Origin of the sequence: Robiginitomaculum antarcticum DSM 21748 (assembly GCF_000365025.1) — a bacterium.
Taxonomy (GTDB): Bacteria; Pseudomonadota; Alphaproteobacteria; order Caulobacterales; family Maricaulaceae; genus Robiginitomaculum; species Robiginitomaculum antarcticum.
In genome coordinates this window covers 1,208,902-1,228,480 of sequence record NZ_KB823011.1, presented here as the reverse complement: position 1 = coordinate 1,228,480, position 19,579 = coordinate 1,208,902, and the positions used below count along the sequence as shown (strand labels likewise).

16 protein-coding genes are annotated in these 19,579 nt (G+C 51.0%); 1 reads left to right on the top strand and 15 read right to left on the bottom strand.

What is annotated here, in order from left to right; genetic code table 11:
* The 11 genes from H142_RS14570 to H142_RS0105775 all read right to left on the bottom strand — a co-directional run bounded on the left by H142_RS14570 (nucleotide 1) and on the right by H142_RS0105775 (nucleotide 11,428).
* Nucleotides 1–945 (bottom strand): type II secretion system F family protein, encoded by a 945-nt coding sequence (locus H142_RS14570; protein WP_083898944.1) that lies wholly within the window; start codon nucleotides 943–945, stop codon nucleotides 1–3.
* A 9-nt stretch (nucleotides 946–954) separates the two neighbouring features.
* Entirely contained in the window at nucleotides 955–1,854 is a 900-nt protein-coding gene (locus H142_RS0105820; RefSeq protein WP_233341586.1) for a type II secretion system F family protein, read from the bottom strand.
* A 59-nt stretch (nucleotides 1,855–1,913) separates the two neighbouring features.
* Entirely contained in the window at nucleotides 1,914–3,398 is a 1,485-nt protein-coding gene (locus H142_RS0105815; RefSeq protein ID WP_017931169.1) for a CpaF family protein, read from the bottom strand.
* Nucleotides 3,399–3,407: 9 nt separating this feature from the next.
* Entirely contained in the window at nucleotides 3,408–4,268 is an 861-nt protein-coding gene (locus H142_RS0105810) for an AAA family ATPase (protein WP_017931168.1), read from the bottom strand.
* Between the two features lie 9 nt (nucleotides 4,269–4,277).
* Complete coding sequence (locus H142_RS0105805; RefSeq protein WP_017931167.1) at nucleotides 4,278–4,895, bottom strand: TadE/TadG family type IV pilus assembly protein; 618 nt, start codon at nucleotides 4,893–4,895, stop codon at nucleotides 4,278–4,280.
* Entirely contained in the window at nucleotides 4,892–5,368 is a 477-nt protein-coding gene (locus H142_RS0105800; protein ID WP_017931166.1) for a TadE/TadG family type IV pilus assembly protein, read from the bottom strand. The genes H142_RS0105805 and H142_RS0105800 overlap by 4 nt, the downstream gene beginning before the upstream one ends.
* Nucleotides 5,369–6,811, bottom strand: a complete 1,443-nt coding sequence (locus H142_RS0105795; RefSeq protein ID WP_169331814.1) for a Tad domain-containing protein — start codon at nucleotides 6,809–6,811, stop codon at nucleotides 5,369–5,371.
* Nucleotides 6,812–6,934: 123 nt separating this feature from the next.
* Complete coding sequence (locus tag H142_RS0105790; RefSeq protein ID WP_017931164.1) at nucleotides 6,935–7,180, bottom strand: hypothetical protein; 246 nt, start codon at nucleotides 7,178–7,180, stop codon at nucleotides 6,935–6,937.
* Between the two features lie 9 nt (nucleotides 7,181–7,189).
* Nucleotides 7,190–8,521: a type II and III secretion system protein family protein gene (locus H142_RS0105785; RefSeq protein ID WP_017931163.1), complete on the bottom strand. Its 1,332-nt coding sequence runs from the start codon at nucleotides 8,519–8,521 to the stop codon at nucleotides 7,190–7,192.
* A 3-nt stretch (nucleotides 8,522–8,524) separates the two neighbouring features.
* Nucleotides 8,525–9,493 (bottom strand): Flp pilus assembly protein CpaB, encoded by a 969-nt coding sequence (gene cpaB / locus H142_RS14565; protein ID WP_169331813.1) that lies wholly within the window; start codon nucleotides 9,491–9,493, stop codon nucleotides 8,525–8,527.
* A gap of 201 nt (nucleotides 9,494–9,694) precedes the next feature.
* Complete coding sequence (locus H142_RS0105775) at nucleotides 9,695–11,428, bottom strand: cation:proton antiporter domain-containing protein (RefSeq protein WP_017931161.1); 1,734 nt, start codon at nucleotides 11,426–11,428, stop codon at nucleotides 9,695–9,697.
* Nucleotides 11,429–11,664: 236 nt separating this feature from the next.
* On the opposite strand from H142_RS0105775, the gene H142_RS14560 reads away from it, so the two are divergent.
* On the top strand, nucleotides 11,665–12,813 hold the full coding sequence (locus H142_RS14560; RefSeq protein WP_017931159.1) for a sensor histidine kinase: 1,149 nt from the start codon (nucleotides 11,665–11,667) through the stop codon (nucleotides 12,811–12,813).
* 44 nt (nucleotides 12,814–12,857) lie between these two features.
* Here the strand turns inward: H142_RS14560 and H142_RS0105760 are convergent, their stop codons facing one another.
* The 4 genes from H142_RS0105760 to H142_RS0105745 form a co-directional block, all read right to left on the bottom strand.
* On the bottom strand, nucleotides 12,858–15,080 hold the full coding sequence (locus H142_RS0105760; RefSeq protein WP_017931158.1) for a S9 family peptidase: 2,223 nt from the start codon (nucleotides 15,078–15,080) through the stop codon (nucleotides 12,858–12,860).
* Between the two features lie 102 nt (nucleotides 15,081–15,182).
* Nucleotides 15,183–16,808 (bottom strand): alpha-D-glucose phosphate-specific phosphoglucomutase, encoded by a 1,626-nt coding sequence (locus H142_RS0105755; protein ID WP_017931157.1) that lies wholly within the window; start codon nucleotides 16,806–16,808, stop codon nucleotides 15,183–15,185.
* A 12-nt stretch (nucleotides 16,809–16,820) separates the two neighbouring features.
* Complete coding sequence (locus H142_RS14555; RefSeq protein WP_017931156.1) at nucleotides 16,821–18,293, bottom strand: UdgX family uracil-DNA binding protein; 1,473 nt, start codon at nucleotides 18,291–18,293, stop codon at nucleotides 16,821–16,823.
* Nucleotides 18,290–19,540, bottom strand: coding sequence for a putative DNA modification/repair radical SAM protein (locus H142_RS0105745; RefSeq protein ID WP_017931155.1), 1,251 nt, complete (start codon nucleotides 19,538–19,540; stop codon nucleotides 18,290–18,292). The genes H142_RS14555 and H142_RS0105745 overlap by 4 nt, the downstream gene beginning before the upstream one ends.
* Nucleotides 19,541–19,579: the final 39 nt, after the last annotated feature.

Genomic DNA, 19,579 nt, shown 5'->3' with positions numbered 1-19,579 from the left:
TTAAAACGCGCCGGCTAAGCGAATGCCGGCCGGCATGAGTAGCAAAATGATGATTGTTGGAAAAATAAATAGAATTAAAGGTACGGTCAGCTTAGCGGATAAGGCGAGCGCTTTTTCTTCTGCCAAGAGCATACGCTTGGACCGCATTTCTTCTGAAAATGAGCGTAACGCCGTGCCTAAAGAACTGCCCATATCTTCGGATTGTTTCAGCATGGTGGTCAGGGCCCGCGCTTCTTCGAGGTCAACCCGGTTGGCGAAATTGAGCATGGCCTCGTGGCGGGGCCGGCCCGCGCGAAGCTCCAAATTCATAAGGTCCAGGCCAACCTTGAGCGGTGGATATCTTTGTCCCAGCTCTTCCGCCACGCGGTTCATCGCTGCGTCCAGTCCCAAGCCGGCCTCAATGCAAGCGACAAGCAGATCCATCATGTCCGGAAAACCCTCACGGCATAGTAATGTCCTGCGCTTTTTTTTGCGTTTAACGATGAAGCCCGGGCCGAAAAGCCCTAAAATAGCAAAAGTCGCAGACGTAAAAATAAGTGTCGAAAATTCATAGTTCTTGGCAAGATACCCCCATGAGGATATCAAGATAAATTGCGGCACAATGACAGCCAGCGTCCGCAAGCCATAAAATGTTTTGACAGCGCTAGGTGAAAAATATCCGGCTTGTGACAATAAATAACGTGTACGCGTGATCTCTGCCTCATGAGGCAGAGTGATCTTAGTGGCGAATTTAGCTAGATTATATCTTTTGAAAATACTTGATGAAGGCTCTTGAGACGTTTTGACCCCGGCCGTAGTATGGGGCTTCAAACGGCGATTAATATTTTTTTGATATTCCAATGTCGTTTTAATCGACATAAAAACCAAAGTGATTGACGCCGCTAAAAATACGATTGAAATCGTAATGATCGCCATCGGTGGCACAGTCAATGTGAGGAAATCCATAGCGCGCTCCTAAATCCGAAAAGCAATCATTTTTCGCATGACAAGATTCCCAATGATCATCCAAATAACGGCCGCGCCGAGGCCGTAATTAAGCATAGGGTTGTCTGCGACTTCGCCATAAAAATTAGGCGCGACAAGGCGGATAGATATGTAGAGCAACAGAGGCGCGAGATTCAGGATCATCGCAGACATGCGCCCTTCCGCAGAGGCGGCCTTGATCTTTAGGCGCATACGCTGGCGGTCACGGATTGTTTTGGAGTTGGCCCGCAATAAATCCGCCAAATTACTGCCCGTGCGCTCTTGCAAGCGAACAGTGGCCGCAAAGAGATCAAAATCCGCATGACCGACACGCTCCGCCATACGCTGAATGCCTTCGCCAAGACTTGCGCCAAAGGATATTTCGTCATTTGTCATGCCAAATTCAGAACCAATAGGATCGGGCATTTCGCGCCCAACCATATTCATAGCGACGGGTACGGGATGCCCTGCGCTAAGCGAACGTACGATGACGTCCAAAGCTTCGGGAAGTTGCGACCCGATCTTTGCGCGGCGGCGCTTCACCAGGACCTTCAGGCCGAATATGGGGCCAAGGGCCCCCAAAGCCAATCCGGCCAAAGCGTAATAATAGTTTTGGGTCAGAGTAAAAAATATGGCCGGCAAGGCTACCGACAAGCCGCCCATTATAACATAAATGCCGCCTTTACCCAGAGGGGCTCCGGATTGGAGAACTAATGTATTGAGCCATCTGTTGACGGCATCTAAATCTCCGTCAGCGTTCAGGCTCCGACTTTTACGCATCTTTTCCACGACAAGAATACGCGTCTCATCGGCCTCTAACTTTTTGAGCCGCGCATTAGCCAGGCGCACTTTAACGACGGCTTGTCGCCCGCCTCCAATTACTGCCTGCATGACTAAGAAAGCCGACGCGAAAATAAGAATATAAATGATATATGAGATGCTTGGAGTCATTAAGCCAAACCGGGATGCGTTAAATTTGACGCCGATTGAGGCATAACCCCTTTAGGCCCAAGTGTTTTAGGCTCAAAAATGTCCGTATTAACATTCAGGCCCCGCGTTATAATGTGATCCAAGCATTTAGGGCGAATGCCGGTGGCGCGATGCTCGCCAATAACCTTGCCTTCTGAGTCCGTTCCGAGCTTTTTATATTTAAATATCTCCTGCATCTGAATAATCGCGCCCTCCATGCCCGTAATTTCGGCAACAGACGTAATTTTGCGCTGACCATCGGACAACCGTGTGGCCTGGATAATCATACCGATAGCTGATGCGATTTGTCCGGCAACGGCTTCCGGTGTGATTTTCATATCGCCCATCGCCACCATCTGCTCAAGACGGGTAATCGCATCGCGCGGCGTATTGGCGTGCAATGTTGCGAGAGAGCCTTCATGGCCTGTATTCATCGCTTGAAGCATGTCAAATGCCTCCTCGCCACGGACTTCGCCTAAAATAACGCGATCAGGGCGCATACGCAGCGCATTTTTAACCAGTTCACGCTGGCGGATTTCGCCTTTGCCCTCAATATTTGGCGGGCGGGTCTCCATGCGCGCAACATGGGGCTGTTGCAATTGCAGCTCTGCCGCATCCTCAATCGTGATGAGACGTTCTTTATGGCTTATACTTTGAGACAGGGCGTTGAGCAGCGTTGTTTTTCCCGACCCGGTGCCGCCCGATATAAGGATTGTGACCCGCGAGGCGCAGGCCGCCTTAAGAAATTCGGCGACCTCTTTGGGCATGGCGCCAAATTCAACCAGCTTGTCAAAGGTAAAAGGTTTTTTTGAAAATTTCCGAATAGAGACAAGAGGACCGTCGACCGCAATGGGCGCGATGGCGACGTTAACGCGCGATCCGTCCAAAAGACGTGCGTCACACATCGGCATGCTCTCATCGACTCGGCGCCCCACCTGGCTGACAATGCGGTTAATAATGCGCAGCAAATGTGCATCATCGCGGAACCGCACTGGCGTTATTTCAAGCTCGCCGCCGCGTTCAATATATACCTGCTTATGGCCATTAATCAAAATATCGGCAATTGAATCATCTTGCAGTAGAGGCTCGAGAGGACCAAGGCCCACCATTTCGTCGTAGACTTCACTGGCGAATTGTTTTTTTTCTTTCGCGTTGAGAATCATTTTTTCGTCGGATGCGAGGTCTTTCACGACACCATAAACCTGATCGCGCAATTCATCATCGTCCAGACGGTCAAGCATGGACAAATCAATTTCATCTATCAATCGACTGTGAATTCGCATTTTAGCATCGACGCGTTCAGAATCGACGGCCGATTTTGTGTCAATAGCTTTGGGACTCTGCATTATGGGCCGGGCGTTAGAAACCAATTCAGGCTCAATACGCTGCGCGGATCCGGTTTTATCTGTAACCTTTATCTCTTTGGCCTGTGGCGTCCCATGAATAATTTGACTAAACCGTCCCATATCTTACTCCTATGCCGCACTATGTTTTAAAAGCTTGCGTTTATATTCAGCTATGCCCTGTTCATGCAGGCTCAAAAAGTTTTGCGTCAGCGCATTTACATCTTTGACGAAACGCCCGCCCGCATCCAGATTGCCTGCGGGTTTGCCACAATTCATGGCATCGCGCGTCGCATCTTCGTGAACGCAAATTAAGTGATCAATCTCGCGCTCAAGTGCATGCGCCGCGTCTTTAACTGTTAAGGAAGACCGCAAAATCCTGCGCTCATATTTATTGATTATAATCTTGACGCCATCTTGAAGACTGGCCTGCATTTCAATATCTCGCGCCCGTTTTCGGGTTATATGTAAGGCCGGAATATTGAGCTCTGTCACCAGATAAAACTTATCCGCAGCAGCAATGGCGGCATGCGTCCATGGCCGCCAGATGCGCGGTATATCCAGCACAATAATATCATATAATGTGCTCGCCGCATCCATAAGCGCCAAGACACAATCCGGACTGACGCGGTCATTTCCGCCTAACAAATTCGGCGCAGCCAGCACATGCAAGCCGGTCTCATGTTTACACACAAAAGCCGAAGCCATATCCGTATCGATACGGCTGGCATCGCCCATTAAATGCTCTGACTTTATGCCTGCAATAAGATCGAGATAGGGTGCAACCGCTCCTCCCTCAAAATCCAAATCAATCAAACACACACGCCCCGGCGCCCCGGCGCGGGCGCTAAGGGCTTTCATAGCGCTATAAGCGGTCTGGATCGCTATACTGGTCACGCCCGCCCCGCCCATGGCGCCCATAAACGCCCAGCATTGCGCATCGTGTGTTTGCACAGGAGTCGGTATAATCATATCGGCGTCAAAATGGTTCATGATTTAGACCTATGCACCTGACTTCAAATCTTCGGCCATAACGGTGACCTCAATGTCGGGCATAATTTCCATTCTTTTTGGTGTGAGCGCGCCAATGAGGACGAAATTAAATCTTACATTTGTAAGCTTAACTGTAATCATAGGCGCAGGCGTGGCGGGATAACCTGCTGTGCCCAGACCGGAGCTGCGGTACTCAATATGAACATTGTCTTCGGTAAGAGGCTTGAAGACATCACACATGCCCCGCCGACGTTTCGTTGTAGAGCCGCAGGTTTGGTCGTTATCCGTTCCGTAGATCAGATCGCTCATCGCTTTTGCGTGATACTGACCACCGGAACACGTGCGTTCTGAGGCTTTGCAAATGCGGGTATAATCCGGAAGAGGGTCCCCGGATTGCGCGCCGTCCTCCATGCCGGTCATATCTTTCAAATCATCGGAGACAGGGTCAGAGGTTGCGGCGAGACGCGCGCCAATGCGCGCGGCTTGAAGCGCGGTATTATATTGGAAAAAGCCGCTGGCCAGATCAATCGCAATTGCCGTTATAGATATCATGACGGTTGAGAGCAAAGCGAACTCAACGCTGGAGACGCCGCGTTTATCCTTACAAAATTTGGAGAGACCGATCATACGCCTTCTCCGACAATGCGCTCTTCATAATTCGCCCGCATTATGATGTCGCCCGGCGCAACCGCGTTGATTAAACCCATTCCGGTATAAGCAAGCTCTGTGGAAAGCTGTACAGTCGTGACAGTTTCGCCGCTACGATAATCCCCCTTCGTATTGTCCACTATGGCGTAAGAAATCGTGATGTCATCAGCTGTCCAATTACGAAGCTTAGCCTCACCGCCCATAATGTGACCGGTTATCGCCAGCGCCTTAGCTTGGCCCTCACGGCTCTGAGGGTCGCGTGTTTTGGACAAATAAATTCCCGCTGATGTCAATGATGTTTCCATCATATGCTTTTGATAAAGCAAGTTGGAATAATCCACTGCGCCCAATCCAAGTAAGATGAGCACAGGGAAGATCAAGGCGGCTTCGGCTGTGATCGCCCCTAATTTATCCCGCAAAAAGCGGGAGGCGGTATTATTGAGCGCCCGCATCTATCGGGTGACGGCAATATTATCACGCGATACAAAGTCGGAGCCTAAAACAACTCCAACCATCTCGCCGTAAATTGTATTATCTTCGCCATTCCCCATAGGCTCGGTGATGAAGACTTTTGCAAAAGCCTGCGCTGGGAGGTTTTGTGTTTTACTATCGTAACTTTGGGCCAGTTCGCCGCAATTCAGCACAGCGGCGTGAATGATGCGGCGGTCCGCTCCGCCGGAACTGCCGCCTGAGTCATGACATTGCGGCGCGCCTTCTTCGGGCGTGTTGGTATTGCCTATACCATAAGACATTTCGCCCGGAATGCGGTCAGATTCGATTTCCCAGCGATACATGGCATACCGGCTTGGCGGCACAGATGGTGTGACCGTTTCGGAGCTATAATTGAAATGATAGACTGTTCCGAAAATATCCAGAGTCGGGGCAGCGTTATGATTAATCCTGACATATTCAAGAAAATTCCAATTACCGTCTCCCATGCTGCCGCCAAGGCCCGTGCAACTATTCGTCGCGAAACACGCATCTTTAGGCAGCCCGAATGCCATTTCGTTTTCGCTAATCTGACAAGTTTTATTTTTATCAGAAGCATAGCCTTTCACCACATTTTTAGCCGGTGCGTATTGCGGATCCGATCTATATTGCGCGCTGCTGTAACGGCCCTTATATATATCAAAACGAACATTGAGCGCAGCACCGACACTGGAAAGATTCCCGGGACGCAGATTGACGCCATCGGCTCCACCGCCAAAACATGTCGGCGGCGTACTCATTGCAATCGCATCTTTCATAAGATTAGCGCCGCTCGTGCCGTTTGAGGAAAACGGGTCAAGAAACCCAAATGAGCCCGGTGCCAAATTGCTCTCGGGGCCGCTGCCGTCAATAAACCGGATTTGGCGGCGTTGCTGCGCCGGATCTTCCAAGGCTTCGAATAAGGATATGCCGCTCCCTTCGTAAGGGTTGCACACAAAGATGGGAGCGACCCCGCAGACGCCAAATGTAAACCCCGCAATTGACGTGGCGCTTAACGTCACGGACGTGATGCCTTGGGATAATTTGGGCGGGAAGAGAGTTCTAATGGTGACGGGCTTAACACTAACTTCTATATATTTCGCCTCATGCGGATCGGTCGTGACCATATCCGCTGTCGGGGCGTCGTAATCATTGGCGGGAAGGGATTTTAAAAAGCGAAAACTGGAGACCTCCACTTTACCATATCCGGCCTCGCTATAACTCTGGCTATTATTGACAAGACTATTTACCGCGCGCGTTGAGCGTATAATTGAATCTGAACGTCCGTCCAGTTCAGCAGCGCCCGCTCTGGCCAAGGCATCGGACGCACTTTGTAATTGCTCATCTAAATTATAAATACGTGACACATCGACGGACAAGGCCGCGCCAGACAGCATAATCGGCGCAGCGACAGCTGCCCAGATCATAACACCGCCAGAAACATTCTGTGTAAAGCGATTTAAAAAATGTCTTGTCACAGTCATCCTCCTTTTCCCTGCCCACCACAGTATATTTATATTTCAATCTCCAACCCGATGCGGGATTTAAGCCTAGCGTGTGTCTTGCGTCTTGGGCTCAGTCACATTGCCCTGACGATAGCGTTCACGGGCTGCCGCCCGCAAAGTTGGATCTTCGGGAATATTTATATTGGCTTTTTGCGCCGCGCTCGGCTCAATGGATTGCGCCGCAATATTGTGCGCCACGGCGCTATGTTCTGTTTGCATGACCGGAACTGTGGTGGCGCAAGCTGGTAAAGATACCGCAATGGCAATGGCTGATATAAATTTAAACCGCATGATATTCTCCTACTGAATCACGTGACCATATGTGCCGGCAAGACCGCCGTCCTGAGGCGCTTCGACTCGTCCGAATATAAATTGCTCAGCTTCACTTGGCGCTTTGACCCGGTCGAGCGGCGTTGCGAGATCGGATATATCTGCGGCAGGACGCACCAGCTTTGGCGTAATAATAATCACCAGCTCAGTTTCATTTTTCTTATATCGCGTTGAGCGGAACAGGCTGCCTAAAATGGGGACGTCACCGATCCACGGCACTTGAATTTTACTGTCACTGCGCGAGTTCTGCAAAAGACCGGCAATGGCAAAGCTCTGCCCATTGCGCAGCTCTATGGTTGTTTTCGCGCGGCGCACATTGAGCGCGGGAATTTCCACGCCGCCGATACGCACAGCGCGGCTGGTGTCCAGCTGGCTGACCTCGGGCGCGACAATTAAATTAATAATACCGTCATCAAGAACCGTCGGCGTAAAGGCGAGGCCAACGCCGAATTGACGAAACTGGATGGTGATGCCGCCATTTTGGCTTTCGATTGGAATAGGGAATTCCCCGCCCGCAAGGAAGCTGGCTGTCTCACCCGACATGGCAACTAAATTGGGCTCCGCCAGTGTTCTGACGATGCCCTTTTCTTCCAGCGCGTCGATCGTGAGGTCCAAATTTGTTGTGCCGATCAGGCCGGTCACCAAAGCTTTGCCGATAGGAACGCCGCCGCCAAGCAGCCCGCCGCGGCCGGATAATATACCGTCCTGATTTTGGATCAGCAATCCAACACCCAGATCTTTAGCCGTTTCACGCGACGCCTCCACAAACCGGACTTGAAGCATAACTTGGTGACTGTCTTTTATAACGAGACCGTTCGTTACATCATCAGGGGCAAAGCTTTGCGCAATTTTAATGGCGCGGTCCGCAATATTTGACGAGGACACTTTACCGGAAATGTAAATACTATTCGCCATTGAGCGGACTTCGATCCGCTCATTTGGAAATGTCTCGTAAAGACCTTTTTTTAATGCCGCGATGTCATATCCGACATCCACATCGACAATGCCAATTAGGCTTTTCTGATCATCATAGAGCATGATGTTGGTTTTGCCGCTCGTTTTCCCTATAAGATGAAAAGACTTATCGGTAAGCACGACCACGTCAGCGATTTTAGAATCAGCGACCATAATATCGGAAAAAGCCTTATCTGTACGCATCACAACAGGGCTGCCTTTGGTCACAGCCGCCTCGGTTTGGTTGCCGGCAGGTGCGTTTTCAATCCACGCTTTTGCGGTGGCGTGCGGCCCGTAAATCAGAGAGGCGAAGGCGAGGCACGCCGTCAATATGTGCTTGATATTCATGTTTTAACCCTGCGTATCTGAAGCGGTGGAGCGTCCGGCTAAACTATCATTTCCGGGCTGGGGGCTCTCGTCTTTTAAAACGCTAACCGTGTCACGGTCCTCACCTCTGATGATCGTCACAGTCGCCTTTTGAGGAGTGGGTGGTATTTTATTTTGCCGGTCTACAGGGTAAGTTTTTCGCGGGATTCGGCGCGCGGCGGGCGCGGCGGCGTTATGAGCAAGCGCTTTTTCTTCTACGATTGAGACGGGATCAATATCCAAAGTTCCGACCCGGCGCAGCGTTAGGCTCAAGCTACCGAGATCCATTGCAAGTGTTAGTTTTTGCGCTTGGACAGGAGAGACTTCCAAGGTGACCGTTTTCACAACGTTAACGCCGTCCCCCGTTTGATCTGAATTTTGACCTGTGCCGAGGACGCGTATATTTTGTAAAAGCACGTCCGTACCCATTCGGCGCTCTTCACCCTGTATAGCCAAATCACGGGTCAACATAATGTCAACATGGTCGCCCGGCAGAATAAAGCCGCTGACGCCCGCGACATCATTTGTGCGGATAGACACAGCGCGCATGTCTTCGTCAATAATGGCTGATAATGAGCCGCGTCCGCCCGGACCGCTAATTTTATAATTGATCAGCGGTTCATTTATGCCAATGCGGGTAAGAACAACCGTACGCTCTTTGCCATCACCAAAAATTGAGTCGTGCTCACTGAATGTGCCAAGCGGAACCGCGTCTTCCGGCATGTCGACAAGGCGTAGGCTTTCCGGTGTCAACGTATCCCCGAAGTTTAAATCGGCATTGGCAACAAATACCGGAACTGTGCGGGACTGAGGCTTGGCAATTGAACCGGGCGCATTTTTGTTGGACGCAAATTCGCTATGCACCGCATCGTTAATCCACCCTTTAGCCAGCAAAATGGCTAAAATGCCAAAAGCCGCCGAGGCGCCCAGAGTGACTATCGTATTAATACGCATATAACCTTCAATTCTTCCGAGCCTCAGCGGCTGTGGTTCTGGAAAACTTACAATCAAGATGCCCATATTGTGCCGACAAGAGCGTGCGTGATGTGCGCCAAGGGGCACAGCACGCGCTTAACTATCTACAATTTATAGGAATAAAGGCTGAAAACTCGATGTAGGGATAGAGTTACCAAAAGGTTTAATACTGAGGCGGGCCTAAGAGATATCTGACGCTTTGCGATATTCAGTATCCCGTTCAGAGGCAATTAAGCTGCGAACAGTTTGGCCATCATAGCCGATCTCCTCCAAGGCCCGCGACGACATTTGCAGCCCCGCTTCAATAGCGTCAGGCACAACAAATTTTGCGCCCGCTTTATACAAACGCTTGGCATGGTCGACATCCTGGGCGCGGGAAAAAATTGGAATTTCCGGCTTCAGCTTGTGACAGGCCTGCACCATACGCTCCGCACTCACTGCGTCATCGACAGTCACAATGAGCATTGAAGCGTTGTGCAGGCCGGCTTTAATCAAGACTTCCTCTCTTGATCCGTCGCCTAAATAAACGGCCCATCCATGTGCATTTTCCCGCTCCACAGTTTTAGGATTGGTGTCAAGCGCGACGATAATGGCTTGCTTTTCCTGCAATATCCGCGCGATGGCGCAGCCGACCCGGCCAAATCCCGCAATAATGATATGATCTTGAAGATTGGACATCTCATCGGATAATGTATGAGCCGGCGTTTCGCTTTGGGTTTTTTCAGACGCCCATTTTCCAAGACGCCATGCGCCCGGGATCAAGAGCATGGTCAGCGCGGCAATCGCGGCGATCAGAGTGGCCGTTTGACTGGAAACCGCCCCACTGGCCAGACCTGCCGCCATGACGACAAAGGCAAACTCACCTGCCGGAGCCAACAAAAACGCGGCTTCAATAGAGAGCTTTTTGTCCTTTAGAAAGACTGTGACAGAGACCCAGATGATAATGGCTTTTATAACGATTAACGCCGTGACGCCGCCCAGAATTAAAGGCCAGTTTTGGACAACGACGTTTAAATCAAGTGACAATCCAACCGTCATGAAAAACAGGCCGAGCAATAGACCTTTAAACGGCTCCAGATCAACTTCGACTTGATGCTTGAATTCAGTTTCCCCTAATAATAACCCGGCAAGAAAGGCCCCCAGCGCAACGGACAAGCCGGCATTGGCCGATATGACAGCGGCGCCGATCACTGTCAGCAGGGTTACGGCCATCAAATATCCCCGCCCGCCTGCAGCGGCTTTGTGGAACACCCGGCGCATCGCAAACCGGCCCAGAAAAATGATCACCGTAATGGCGATAACGCCCTGTATCAGCGCCGAGAACAGTTCACTGGCAAGGGTGGCATTGGAATGAATGCCAATAAAACCGGCAAAAATTAATATGGGCGCAACCAGAACATCCTGGAGTAATAAGACGCCTAGAGATGTTCTGCCGATCGGGATTGTGATCTCACGGGACTCTGTCAAAAGCTGCATCACAATGGCTGTGGATGACAGCGCAAGCGCCAGTCCGATGAGCACGGCAACGGGCGCGGCAAAGCCGAAGGCCAAGGCCAAGCCGGCAATACACAGTGTACTGAGCGCGACCTGCGTAAGGCCGACGCCAAACACAATCCGGCGAAGCGCCCATAATTTCTCAACGGATAACTCCAGCCCTAACAAGAAGAGAAGAAAAAGGATTCCAAGTTCGGCAAAAGGCGCGATGGCTTCCGGGTTGGTGATTGTGATGTAGTCCAGAAAGGGCAGAGTATCGCTAAAGACCGCAATGCCGCTTACGCCTAATGCGATCCCGGTCAGGATAAAGCCCATCACTTCCGGTATTTTTAATGAACGTAAAAAAGGAACGATCAGCCCTGCGGCCACCAAAAAGACAAGGGCGTCTTTGATAAATACGGCATGTTCTTCGTGACCCATATGTCCTCCTGCGATATTATCCTAGCGCAGATTATGATTCAAAGACGGGCATATATCAATTTTGCGGATAATGACCGATTTGAACGCGCCGGGCGGGCGCAGGGGTCTTTATAACAAAAGAGCGAAATTTGCGTATTACGGCTGAGTTTTCTCTTATGAAATATAATATTAACTAACCCTGTAAGTAAATAATTAGCTTTGTGACCTATATTTGTTTCCTTGGAGGTCCAAATAAGATGGATGATGGAAGTGGAAATATAGCTAACTTTACGGAATTTAAAGATACGCAGAATGTCAGCGAACACGATAACCTAGAAAGCTCACTTGCGGATCAAGACATGTTCCGTCTTGCCATGGAGCATTCCGCTATTGGCATGGCGCTGCTCAATCCATCCGGTCAGTGGCTAAAAGTCAATCAAGCGCTTTGCGATATTATTGGCTATTCTGAGTCCGAACTTTTAAGCGTTACGTTTCAAGACATTTCACATCCCGACGACCTCACAGCGGATATGAATAATATCAAGCAGCTTATCACCGCTGACATCCAAACCTATACGATGGAAAAGCGATATTTTCATAAAGATAAAAGAGCAATTTGGACACTCCAGACCGTATCAGTAGTGCGTGACGAAAATAGCAAGCCGAAATACTTTCTCTCTCAAATTGTAGATGTGACTGAGGCTAAAAAAACCAGCGAAAGCCTTATTCAGGCTAATAATGAGCTACAGCGCTTATCATATCAGATTTCACATGATTTTAGGTCGCCGCTTAATTCTTCAATCAATATGTTGGAGTATCTTGAGGAGGATATAAAATATAAACGCTATGACGAGGTTGCTGACATAAGCCGCGGTGTCGCAAAATCTTTAAAAAAGCTTCATAAATTAGCGACTGATATTATGTCGCTTAATTCTATGAAGATCACCAGTGAAAATCTTCGCCTGGTCAGCGTCGAAAAGGTGGTGAACGACACTTTGTCTTTTCTGGGTGGCGTAACCAATATTACAAATATTCATATTCGCAAAGATATAAGGATTACCGGAACAGTGCGGATAAAGAAAAATCACTTTGCGCTGATCGTGAATAATTTGATTTCTAATTCCCTCAAATTTCGAGACCCAACCGAGCATACTCCGTTGATTATAATCGCAGCCTATATAGAAAACGAAAATCTTGTATTTTCAGTCACAGATAATGGGCTGGGCATTGGCAAACCCTATCACGACCGTATTTTTGGTATGTTCGAACGGTTCCACCACATGTCCGAACAAGGCTCTGGATTAGGTCTTTATATGGTCAAACAAAGCGCTGATGCGCTTGACGGCACCATAACATATGCCCCGACGCCCAATGGATCGTGTTTTAAACTTCGCTTCCCTATCTAATATAAATTTAGGCCCGCGCGGGGCGCAGGCCTGAAGTTTTATTTCTATTCCTCGATCCCGTGAGCCAGAAGCATAAATGCATATTCTTCGGCATAATCGCGCAAGCGGCCATACCGGCCTGAATTTGCAAAATGGCCTGCGCCCATATTAATGCGCATGACAAGCAGGTTATCATCTGTCTTCATCTCGCGCATTTTAGCGGTCCATTTGGCCGGCTCCCAATAGGTGACGCGCGGATCGTTCAGGCCGCCGGAAACAAACATAGGCGGATAATCGCGCGCCTCAATATTATCATAAGGCGAATAGGATTTAATCAAATCATAAGCAGCCGCGTCCGTAATCGGATTGCCCCATTCTTTCCACTCAGGCGGGGTGAGCGGCAGGGTCTCATCCAGCATGGTGTTGAGAACGTCGACAAATGGCACGCCCAGATTAACCGAGCGCCACATATCCGGCGCCTGTATAGTCGCCGCGCCCATAAGCTCTCCGCCGGCGCTTCGGCCCGAGGCTGAAATATTGCCCGCCTGAACATAGCCGCGTTCAACGAGACCTTCCGCGACATCGACAAAATCGTTAAACGTATTGGTCCGCTTGGTGAGTTTACCGTCCAAATACCAATCATATCCCATCATAGAGCCGCCGCGCACATGGGCGATGGCATAGGAAAAGCCGCGGTCAAGCGCTGACAAACGCAAGGTTGAAAAGCGCGGCGTGATAGTCGCGGAATAAGCGCCATAACCATAGAGCCACATCGGGTGGCTGCGGTCTTTCTTGAAGCCTTTTTTAGAAACAATCGAGACCGGGATCAGCGTTCCATCGCGCGCGGGGATCATCAGGCGCTCGGTCTGGTATTGTGATTTGTCATATCCTGACGGGATATTTTGAACCTTGCGGGTCTCCAGTGTTTTAGACTCAGGATCATAATCAAACACTGTCGACGGCGTAACCATAGACTCGTAATTGAGGCGAATTTTGTCTTGGTCAAATTCAGGATTGACGCCGATAGAGGCTGTAAATATCACCTCGGGAAATTTGACGGAATGGCTTTTAAGTTTTGTGCTGTCCGCGTCAGGGTAACCTATAAGCTCCACTGTCTCATAGCCGTTTTTACGTGACTTTAAGACTATTTCATCGGCGAAAGTTTGAAGGTTCATCAAATATACATCGTCAGAGCCTGCCCGTAATGTCGTCCAATTTTCCATGGCGGGAGCGCTGTCAGCAACGCGAACCAGACGCGAATTAGGATGCGTATCATTGGCCAGAATATAAAAATATCCGTCCGCGTGATCAATAGTCTGGGTGAAGCCTGCCGCACGCGGGGCAATCTGAGTCAGCTCTCCGGACAGATCAGCCGCAATAACATAAGACTCCTGTATTTCACCCTGATTGGAGACGATAATAAAATACTTATTCGAGCTGGTGAGGCCGAACCCGATAAAAAAGCCGTCATCGTCTTCGGTATATAATGTCCCGTCCTCACTTTGCGGCGTCCCGAGCGTGTGGGTTTTGATGTTCTTAGCGTGCCAGCGCTCTTTTTCTAAAAGCGCATAGACCAGGGTTGCGCTATCCGCGGCAAATTCGACATTGCCCTGAACATCACTCAAGACGTCCGGCAGATAGTCTCCGGTTGTTAAGTCCCGGACCTTGACCTGATAGCGCTCGTCTCCGGCCGTATCATAAGAATAAGCCAGATAGCGGTTATCCGGACTGATCGTCCAGCCGCCAATCACGAAATAGTCGTGACCCTCAGCCAGCGCCGTCTCGTCCATGAATACGGTCTCGTCGCCTGTCGCCAGGTCTTTGCGCGCGCGGGTGCGGTATTCTGCACCTTCCTCGAAATACCAGCGATATTCATAGCCGTTTTTAATATAAGGCACAGATTCTTCCGTCTCATCCGTGCGGCCCTTAAACTCTTCGAAAAGTGTATCGACAAGCGACGTATGCGGTTTCAAAAATGTCTGGTAATAGGCATTTTCTTCATTGAGATAATTTAGGACATCTTCATCATCCACTGTCGGATAATCGGGATCTTTCATCCAGAAATACTTATCGGCCAAGTTTTGGCCGTGATAATCGCGGGCGCTGTCTTTTTGCGGCGCTTTTGGCGCAGCTATGTCTATCGCCTTAATCCGGCTCATATCTATATCCGTCTGTGTCGTATTGAGCGCAATACCGGGTTGCACAGGCTGCTGCGCATCAACATTGCACGCCGCCATCATAAATGCCGCACCTGCGATCCATGTGAGTTTTAAATGTGTAAGTGTCATGATTATCCCCATTTTCAAGATGGCCGACTGCGACGTCATCTTTGAATTTTAGGGTGTTGTACACGATAATTGAACATATCCAAATGAAGGTTAGGGTTTAGACTAAGTCATCAGCGAAGGTTCATCGCGCCCCGTTAAGGCGTGCACGTCAGTCAGCTTTCGCGCAATAGTGAAAAGCTCCGCTAATACGTCCTCCGGGGCTAAATCCAACCTGTCTTTCGCGGTTTCCAAGACCTCGCCATAAAGGCGTAGCGTTGCCCCGACAGTCCCCGTTCCCGACAAGCGCATGACAAAGCGCGACCCGTTATCAAAGCCGACGCGCAGACCCTGGTTGTCAGAAACGCTGCCGTCAATCGGGTCAGTATAAGTAAAACTATCTGCGAATTTTACGCGGTACTGACCAAAGCTTTGTCCCGGCAAGTTGTCCAGCTGACCGCGTAAATGCCCCATCACTTTATGTGCTTTATCGATATCGACAGCCTCATAATCATGACGGGCATAATAATTGCGGCCGTAGCACTGCCAGTGATCTTGCATAATTTGCGCCACGCTTTGTCCGCGCGCAGCCGAGATATTGAGCCACATCAACACGGCCCATATACCGTCTTTTTCGCGCACATGATGCGAGCTCGTTCCCGCGCTTTCTTCGCCGCAAATCGTAATTTTGCCTGCGTCTAAAAGATTACCGAAAAACTTCCAGCCTGTCGGCGTCTCATAGCATGGCACGCCCAGCGCTCCGGCCACGCGGTCAAGCGCGCTGCTGGTCGGCATGGACCGCGCCACGCCTGTAATGCCGCCTTTATAACCCGGCGCCAAATGGGCATTGGCTGCAATCACGGCGACGCTATCAGAGGGAGAAACAAATAGGTTTTTTCCTAAAATAATATTGCGGTCTCCATCTCCGTCAGACGCTGCGCCGAAATCCGGCGCATTATCCCCGAACATCGCCGCGAATAAATCTTTGGCATTTGCAGGTCCGGGATCAGGATGACCCCCGCCAAATGTTTCGCTTGGCTTGCAATTTATGAGCGCCTCACCCGGCGCGCCGAGGCGGTTAGAAAATATCTCTTTGGCATAGGGGCCGGTGACAGCGTGCATGGCGTCAAAGTATATGGTAAATCCGCCAGATATCAGTGTGCGGATGGCTGGAAAATCAAACAGCTCTTCCATTAAGTCTGCATAATCCGTGACAGGGTCAATAATGGAAATTCTCATATCACCCAGAAAAAGCTCTGCACATGCGGACAGATCGACAGGCTGCGCTGCGACGATCTTATATTCGGTGATCATTTGGCTGCGGGCATAAATCGCGTCGGTCACGGATTCGGGGACGGGGCCGCCATTTTCGCCATTATATTTAATCCCGAAATCGCCGTCCGGCCCGCCCGGATTATGACTGGCCGACAGCACCATGCCGCCCTGCGCGCCAAATTTACGGATAAGATGCGAGGCTGCGGGCGTCGATAACAGACCGTCTTGCCCGGCTATGACCTGCGCCACACCATTGGCCTTCGCCATGCGCAATATGATCTGTATGGCGCGGTCATTATAATACCGCCCATCACCGCCCACAATGAGCGTGCCGCCGCGCAGCTCCGGCGCGCTGTCAAAAATGGATTGGACAAAGTTCTCCAAATAGTTGGGCAGTGTAAAGCGGGCCACCTTTTTGCGAAGACCCGATGTGCCCGGCTTTTGATCATCAAAGGCCTGTGTTGTCTTGATAGCCATGCGCGCGCTCCGTTAAATCTGAAGCTCAGCTTTAACCTGCGCGGCCTGCAATGACGAGGCGGCAAATTTGAAATCCTGATGAAAGTCGCGGCTCGCTTTTTGAGCATCATCCCTATTGGGAAGTCGAAGAAGATAGGCCGGATGAAATGTCGGGATAATCACGCTGCCGTCACGGGCCGGTAAGGTCTGCCCGCGATACGCACTGACCTTTAGGCTTTTGCCTGTCAGGCCGCGCAGCGCAGAATTCCCCAAGGCCAGAATGACTTTGGGTTTGACAATTTTGCGTTCTGTATCCAGCCACCACCGGCAGTGATCAATATCACCGTTATCCGGGCTTCTATGAACGCGCTTGCCTCCTTTAACTTCGTATTTAAAATGTTTCACGGCATTAGTCATATAGCTGTGCGCGCGGTCAATTCCGGCAGCGCCCAACGCGGCGTCCAGGACCTGCCCCGCCGGGCCGATAAAGGGTTTGCCCGCTACGTCTTCGGCGTCACCGGGCTGTTCGCCGACAATCATCAAATCAGCGCGCGCGGGGCCTACGCCGCAAACGGGCTGTGAGGCGTCGCGGTAAAGCGGGCAGCGCGTACAGCCTTGCAGGGCCTCGCCAAGCTGTGGCAAGGTTTGAGGCGCCGTGACAGGCCCGGTAACACCCTCACGCGCCTTAAGCGTTCGCGCCAGAGGGTTGGGCGCGCCCAAGCTGTGATGCATGGCGCGGCTGCGTCTTTGCGCGCCCGCAATCAGGTCCGGAATAAGCGCGGCTTCAGGCAGATTCTTCCAATATTTTTTAGGCATTTCGGCCTGCATCGCGCCGATCTTAAGCCGCGCCGGATTGAAAATGGAGGCAAAGTAAGTTTTCCACTGCTCTTCGACAGCGTCTTCAGATGGCACCGCGTCCCGATTGGCTCCGGCCCCGTAAGTGAGGTCCAACCCGTCCCAATAGGCAGAGCCGTCAGGTGTAAAAATCGCCCAATCCATATGCGCAAAGCGGCGCATGAAAAAGGGCGCGCCGAGCGTGATAATTCTATGTGTCGGCTCAAACCACGCCGCGAATTGTTCCCGGGCTGCGCCACTCTCCGCAATTTTTCGAAAGCGGATAAAGGCATGCATTTTATGGCGGTCACGCCGGATCGCTTTGTCACATTCAGACAGCCAGATAATGTCTGTATCGACCTGATTTTTTATCAAGGCCGGATTATCCTGCAGCCGGTATAATATACGGTACAATCGCGAAAAGCGCTCCGGATCGCGGTGGCATATGACGCGCCGCGCCATCTCAATAAAAGCTTTCGGCGCTTTGACTTCACGTGTTGGCGCAGGACACTGCGCAAGCGGCAGGCCCATATCTTCGAACAATGACACCGGATCATCCGGCCCGCGCCATGAGATAGCCTCCGGCGCAGTGCGGGCCGCGCATAAAGCCCGCGCCGAGTCCTGCCATGCTGTAAAATCCGTATGCGAGGACAGCGCGGCGCAATATATCACAAAAGCACCAATTGCCGGGGCGGCGGTGCAAATCTTTCGCGCAAATTTTGCGCATCCGTCAGCGCGCCGGGCGTCCAGTCCCGCGTAATGATAAAGGGCAGAACTTTTTTCACCGAAGTGGTGAGTTTGGATAAATCGTCCAGACCAAGACGGGTTTGCCGCCGCGCAGATAGAATGCGCTTAACCGATGTTGTCCCGAGGCCCGGCACGCGCAGCAAAAGCGTTTTGCTGGCTTTATTAATATCGACCGGGAACCAGTCGCGGTTGGACAGCGCCCATGACAATTTGGGATCGATTTCAAGATCAAGCATGCCGTCCGGTGCATTGGCAAGAATCTCACCGGTCTCAAAACCATAAAACCGCAGCAGCCAATCGGCTTGATAAAGGCGGTGTTCACGCATCAGCGGCGGCTTGACGGGCGGCAAATCAGAGCTGGCATCCGGAATCGGGCTATAGGCAGAATAATAGACCCGCCGTAATTTATAGCCGGAATATAATTTCGTTGACGTATCCAAAATGGCGGCGTCATTACTGTCATCCGCGCCGACAATCATCTGTGTGCTCTGTCCGCCGGGCGCGAATTTGGGCGGCGTGGCCTTTTTCAAAATCCGGCTACTGCGCGCGTCTTTGGCATCCTCAATAGACAGGCGGACATCGGCCATGGCTTTGCGGATGACCTGCCCCGATTTTTCCGGCGCATAGCTTTGCAGGCTTTCCTCGCGCGGAAGTTCGACATTAATTGACAGGCGGTCCGCCAGCTCTCCTGCGCGCCGGATTAAAAGCGGATCAGCCTCGGGAATGGATTTAAGGTGGATATAGCCCCGGAAACCGTGATCTTCACGCAGAGCACGCGCGACTTCAATCATTTGCTCCATCGTATAATCGGCATTGCGGATGATACCGGAGGACAGAAACAGGCCTTCAATATAATTGCGTTTATAAAAATCCAGCGTGATCTGAACCAGCTCAGCCGGTGTGAACCGCGCGCGCTCGACGTTTGAACTTGCGCGGTTAATACAGTAGCGGCAGTCGAAAATACAAAAATTGGTCAGCAAAACTTTGAGCAGGGAGATACACCGCCCGTCCGGCGCATAAGCATGACAAATGCCCATACCTTCCGTGCTGCCAAGACCGCCATCCTTACCCAGAGAATTGCGCGTCGATGTGCCGGAGGACGCGCAGGATGCGTCATATTTTGCCGCATCCGCAAGGATAGCGAGTTTGTTGATTAAAGTACGTTTTGCCATAATGGCTAATTAGAACATTACGCGAACATGGCAAGCCGT

Bases quoted from the DNA above. Each gene is read 5' to 3' on its own strand.
- H142_RS14570 (WP_083898944.1), bottom strand. From the start codon at position 945: ATGGATTTCCTCACATTGACTGTGCCACCGATGGCGATCATTACGATT.
- H142_RS0105820 (WP_233341586.1), bottom strand. From the start codon at position 1,854: ATGCAGGCAGTAATTGGAGGCGGGCGACAAGCCGTCGTTAAAGTGCGC.
- H142_RS0105815 (WP_017931169.1), bottom strand. From the start codon at position 3,398: ATGGGACGGTTTAGTCAAATTATTCATGGGACGCCACAGGCCAAAGAG.
- H142_RS0105810 (WP_017931168.1), bottom strand. From the start codon at position 4,268: ATGAACCATTTTGACGCCGATATGATTATACCGACTCCTGTGCAAACA.
- H142_RS0105805 (WP_017931167.1), bottom strand. From the start codon at position 4,895: ATGATCGGTCTCTCCAAATTTTGTAAGGATAAACGCGGCGTCTCCAGC.
- H142_RS0105800 (WP_017931166.1), bottom strand. From the start codon at position 5,368: ATGCGGGCGCTCAATAATACCGCCTCCCGCTTTTTGCGGGATAAATTA.
- H142_RS0105795 (WP_169331814.1), bottom strand. From the start codon at position 6,811: ATGATCTGGGCAGCTGTCGCTGCGCCGATTATGCTGTCTGGCGCGGCC.
- H142_RS0105790 (WP_017931164.1), bottom strand. From the start codon at position 7,180: ATGCGGTTTAAATTTATATCAGCCATTGCCATTGCGGTATCTTTACCA.
- H142_RS0105785 (WP_017931163.1), bottom strand. From the start codon at position 8,521: ATGAATATCAAGCACATATTGACGGCGTGCCTCGCCTTCGCCTCTCTG.
- cpaB (WP_169331813.1), bottom strand. From the start codon at position 9,493: ATGCGTATTAATACGATAGTCACTCTGGGCGCCTCGGCGGCTTTTGGC.
- H142_RS0105775 (WP_017931161.1), bottom strand. From the start codon at position 11,428: ATGGGTCACGAAGAACATGCCGTATTTATCAAAGACGCCCTTGTCTTT.
- H142_RS14560 (WP_017931159.1), top strand. From the start codon at position 11,665: ATGGATGATGGAAGTGGAAATATAGCTAACTTTACGGAATTTAAAGAT.
- H142_RS0105760 (WP_017931158.1), bottom strand. From the start codon at position 15,080: ATGACACTTACACATTTAAAACTCACATGGATCGCAGGTGCGGCATTT.
- H142_RS0105755 (WP_017931157.1), bottom strand. From the start codon at position 16,808: ATGGCTATCAAGACAACACAGGCCTTTGATGATCAAAAGCCGGGCACA.
- H142_RS0105745 (WP_017931155.1), bottom strand. From the start codon at position 19,540: ATGGCAAAACGTACTTTAATCAACAAACTCGCTATCCTTGCGGATGCG.